2 protein-coding genes and 2 pseudogenes are annotated in these 4,485 nt (G+C 35.0%); all 4 read right to left on the reverse strand.

Annotated features, from left to right (window positions below):
• Window positions 1-109: 109 nt before the first annotated feature.
• A pseudogene (locus tag FFR48_RS25690) lies at window positions 110-340 on the reverse strand (hypothetical protein); the annotation flags it as partial.
• A gap of 329 nt (window positions 341-669) precedes the next feature.
• A complete protein-coding gene (locus tag FFR48_RS25695) occupies window positions 670-3,282 on the reverse strand; it encodes a U32 family peptidase (RefSeq protein WP_137669322.1) in 2,613 nt (870 codons plus the stop codon).
• Between the two features lie 149 nt (window positions 3,283-3,431).
• Window positions 3,432-3,596 (reverse strand): annotated as a pseudogene (locus FFR48_RS25700) (HEPN domain-containing protein); the annotation flags it as partial.
• 287 nt (window positions 3,597-3,883) lie between these two features.
• Window positions 3,884-4,345, reverse strand: a complete 462-nt coding sequence (locus FFR48_RS25705) for a P-loop NTPase family protein (protein ID WP_268932470.1) — start codon at window positions 4,343-4,345, stop codon at window positions 3,884-3,886.
• Window positions 4,346-4,485: the final 140 nt, after the last annotated feature.

Raw genomic sequence — 4,485 nt, forward strand, 5'->3', positions numbered from 1 at the left:
CCCCTAGCGCGTTTTGGGTACATATGTATATAATTGGTAATATTTTTCATCTTTGGTAGAACCACGGTATATTTTCCATTTACCGTTCTACCATTTTTCCGTTATATATTTCGGACAGGTCTAATAATTCTCTTTCCAAAAGTGCATTAATTAACATTGATTTCCCAGCACTAAAAGCACCTGCAAACACAATTTCAAACCTGGGAGAAATAGCTTTATCTAAAGATATCTGCACAGATGTCACATCTTGAGAACGCAAAGCAGGTTCTTGATGTAGTAGTTGCAGAATTGTCTCAACTTGTGTTTGCAGTTGCTGACACTGGGGCGCTAAATTTGACATGGTAAGTAGTAAATAAGGTTTATCAGTATTGTAATACTACTTATCGCAACTTGGGTAGATTTGATAGAAATACAAGTATTTTCAGGTGCGTCAGACTGCATAAAATATGTAAACAATATGTATAGCTGTAGACAAGTAGTTAGGACATCTATTGATAATAAAACTCTCACGACAATTAGGGTCAACAATATAGGGGCGAAGCATTCGGACAATTAATTATCGGTTTTTACCTAAGACTATCATCCGAATGCTTCGCCCTGACTGTGGTCTAAAGACATGAAAACTGCTGTAACAATGTGAGGATGATAAAATTTAGCTGTATAACAGCTTTAGGTCAAACCTAAAGCACCACGAGTCACACCTAATTGATTTTGTAAAAGTTGATTTTGTAACTTTAATGTTTTCCACAGTTCTGAACCTGTGATTTCTCCTTGGATAAGTTGTTGATAATAATGTATGGTTTCCTGTACTTGTGCTGGTGTTTCGTTGAGAAATTCAATTCTCAAATGTTGCAAACCCAAACCTATTAATTTTTGTACGTATTCTGCCCCAGTTTGAGCAGCACCATTGTATACTGTATTTCTACATCCTGCGTCTGCTGTAAGGATGTGTTCACTACCTACCCTATCTCTAATTTTGACCTCGTGTTTTTCGCATGGTCTACCACAGTTAGTGTAGTCTGTTCCTTCAGAAAGAAAGGCACAAAAAACGCAATGTTCCATGTGAAACATAGGAATATGTTGATGTATTGTCACCTCCAAAAATTGCGGTGCATAACTGGTAATTAAATCTACGAGTTGGTTAATATTTAAATCGTAGGATGCAGTTAACCTTTCTAAATTAAACCGCTTAATAAAATAATCTGCGGTGAGAGGATTAGCAACATTTAAGGAAAAATCCCCAATACATCTTTCCCCTGCAAAATATTCTAAATGGTCGTAATTTCTAATCAAATAACCATCTGCTTGGGAATCTTTAACCTGTTTTAAAATCCAATTTTCTCCCGGTTTAGTAATGCGGGGAGGTGCTACAAAAATACTGGGGACTGGGGAGTGGTGATTGGTGACTGGGTATTCTTTAAAGATTTTGACCGCTTCTCTATAATTGCGCGGATCTTCAAATTCACAGTATATTGTTTTAATATCTGCTCTTAATGCTGCTTTGAGTTGTTGAATATTTCTGACTAAAACAATCAAATTATTTTTACAATCTTCATCACAAAACCCATAACTCTCTTCAACCCTCTTTCCTTCGTGTCCTTCGCGTTCTTTGTGGTTCATTCCTCTGGAAATTATACTTAAATTTTGATTAATTAAATCCGTCCATTTTGCACTATGATTTAATTGCCAAAGTTTAGGTTTACTTCTTAACTCCTCTAATTTTTCTACTATTTCCCGACGCATTTTATTTAACTCACTCACGGGTAACATTGCATTACCAATAATCTGATTTTGCAAACTTGCTAAAAGAAAAGGTGTATTTCCTAAACGTCCAAATTGTTCCTTTAATTTTTCTGATGTTAAAGGTTTAGTATGTGCTTCCTGTAATAATATCTCTGATTTAACCTTGACAATATTACCAAGTTCATCATCAGCAATAGCTATTAATTTATCTCCCACTTCCCCATAGACATCTATATTAATAGGTTTGGTAAAGTTGGGATATTCACCTTCATAACTTTGACGAATTTGTTTATCTAATTCTGGGTCACTGGTTTTCCAAACTTTATCACCGATATTTATTTTATGTATGTTTAAATTATTTCTCCCAAAAGTTAAAATTACTTCTTTACCTTTGGGAATAACTTCATATATTCTTCCCCCTTCTTCTTTCGCTTCTGGGTGTCCACTATCAAACACTACCCCATCACCAGGTTTAACAGGTGCGGAAATTTTAACGGTTATTTGTTCATTTTTAATGCGAGTAACTTCTCCTAAATAAACACCGCGTTTTTTACCGAAGTTTGCATGAACCAATTCTTGATTATTTATTCCCTCAAACCAACCCGTATAAAGTCCGCGAGAAAAGGCCATTTCTAAATTATATTGGTCTTGACCTCTTGTTCCCCCTTCCCTTGTAGGGAAGGGGGTTAGGGGGTTAGGTCTTTCCGCTATTTTATCTAATCCTTTTCTATAAACTTGAGTCACATTAGCAACATATTCTGCTGTTTTTAATCGTCCTTCTATTTTTAAAGAAGTCACTCCAGTTTTTACTAATTCTGGTAAAACTTCTAAACCTGCTAAATCTTGCGGACTGAGTAAATATTTTCTATTACCTAAATCTACAAATTTTCCATCTGCAATTAAATGATATGGCATTCTACAAGCTTGAGCGCATTCACCCCTATTTGCGGAACGTCCTCCTAATGCTTCGCTCGTTAAACATTGTCCAGAATATGCGACGCACAAAGCACCATGAACGAATATTTCTAAGGGTAAAATAATATTTTTTTCAGATATTTGTTGTTGAATTTTATTGATTTCTTTAATTGAACATTCTCGCGCTAAAACTACCAATTGACATCCTAAAGATTTAGCAAATTCTACCCCCGCAGCACTGGTAATAGTCATCTGGGTTGATGCGTGAATGGGAAAGTCTGGGGAAAGATGACGAATTAAACGACAAATACCCACATCTTGCACAATAACAGCATCAACACCAGCAGAAATGATGTTTTTGAGGTATTGCTCTGCTTCTGTCAGTTCTGAGGGGAAAATTAGGGTGTTTAAGGTGATATAACCTTTGACTCCCCGTAGGTGTAGAAATTCCATTAATTCGGGTAAGTCTGCAATGGTGAAATTATCTGCTCTCATTCTGGCATTAAATTTCTCTAAACCAAAATAAATTGCATCTGCACCATTTTCGACTGCTGCAGTTGCACATTCCCAGTTACCCGCAGGTGCTAAGAGTTCGGGGAGTTTGATTTTTGTGGTGGTTGTCATTTTGCGTAGTTTGATTTTATTGTGAATTTATTGATTATATCTAAATTGGGGTATGGTTGGGGGTAGATGAAAATCCTCGGCTTCTTTTTTAATCATCTCAATAAATTATTAATCTATTTGATAATTCGGGGATCTGGATTTATCTAAGATTATAAAATTTGATGAATACTCTCAACGACTGGTTCAATAAAATCTACTGCATCACCAACCATCAATTCATCTATAGGCCAGCGATTTCCTAACCCAAAGGTAGGATCTATATCTGCTTCATGAGCAATTTTATTTCTACGATACACGATAGAATTTAATGAGAAATTAAATCCCGAACACGCTGAATACTAATCCGAAATTGATCAAGTGCTGACTGCATAACTCGATGATAAGGCAATAATTTTATCTGCTAAATTGAAAAACGTTGTTTTAAATTCTTGTTGCTTTCTTTGATTAGCTTATAATACTCTACCATACTGTTTTAACTGTTCAGATGTTAAAGCATAAATAGATGTAGAATGTTCTTGAGATAGGGCAATTAAGCTGATGTGCAGCTAAACTGTATAATTAAAAAACCTGAAGTTACAGTAGCACAAGCATCTTGCTTGTATTAATTATTCAAGTTAAAGGCATAACAGCTTAGACTATTGAAATTAGATATTTTTGTCATGGTCAAATTAACATTCATTCCCTGTTCAGCATATACCTGATTAGGCAACAACAAATTATTTATTTCTAGAATTGGTTTTAACTTATGATTAACTGTATTTTCAATTTTTGCTATCCATATTTGAAATGCTGTGGTTTCTTTACCCCTAATAATTCTATAGTTTTGAACTATAGTTCCTAAAAATTTCAATCTAAATTCAGGAAATGGATAATTAGCTTCCTTTAATATAGGATTTTCACTGGCTTTTCTTGCCCAAGCACACCATTTTGGTAAAATTCTAGCTAAAGAATCTATAGCCATGACGGAAAAGAAATCGGCAGTTGTGGGAACTAAGAAAAAATCGCTAATCATTAATAAATTTTGATTGATAGATCCTAAACTGGAACTCATATCAATTAAAATGTAGTCAGCGTTAAATAGACATCTCCGAAAACTATCTAACCTTCACCACAACTGCTTTTGAGGAAATGAAGGTTAAGTGCAAAGATACTCAGATTATACGCTATAATCAGTGCTGAAGATGCCTGCTATTGGGAATTAGC

The organism is Sphaerospermopsis reniformis, assembly GCF_005402885.1.
GTDB classification, from domain to species: domain Bacteria; phylum Cyanobacteriota; class Cyanobacteriia; order Cyanobacteriales; family Nostocaceae; genus Sphaerospermopsis; species Sphaerospermopsis kisseleviana.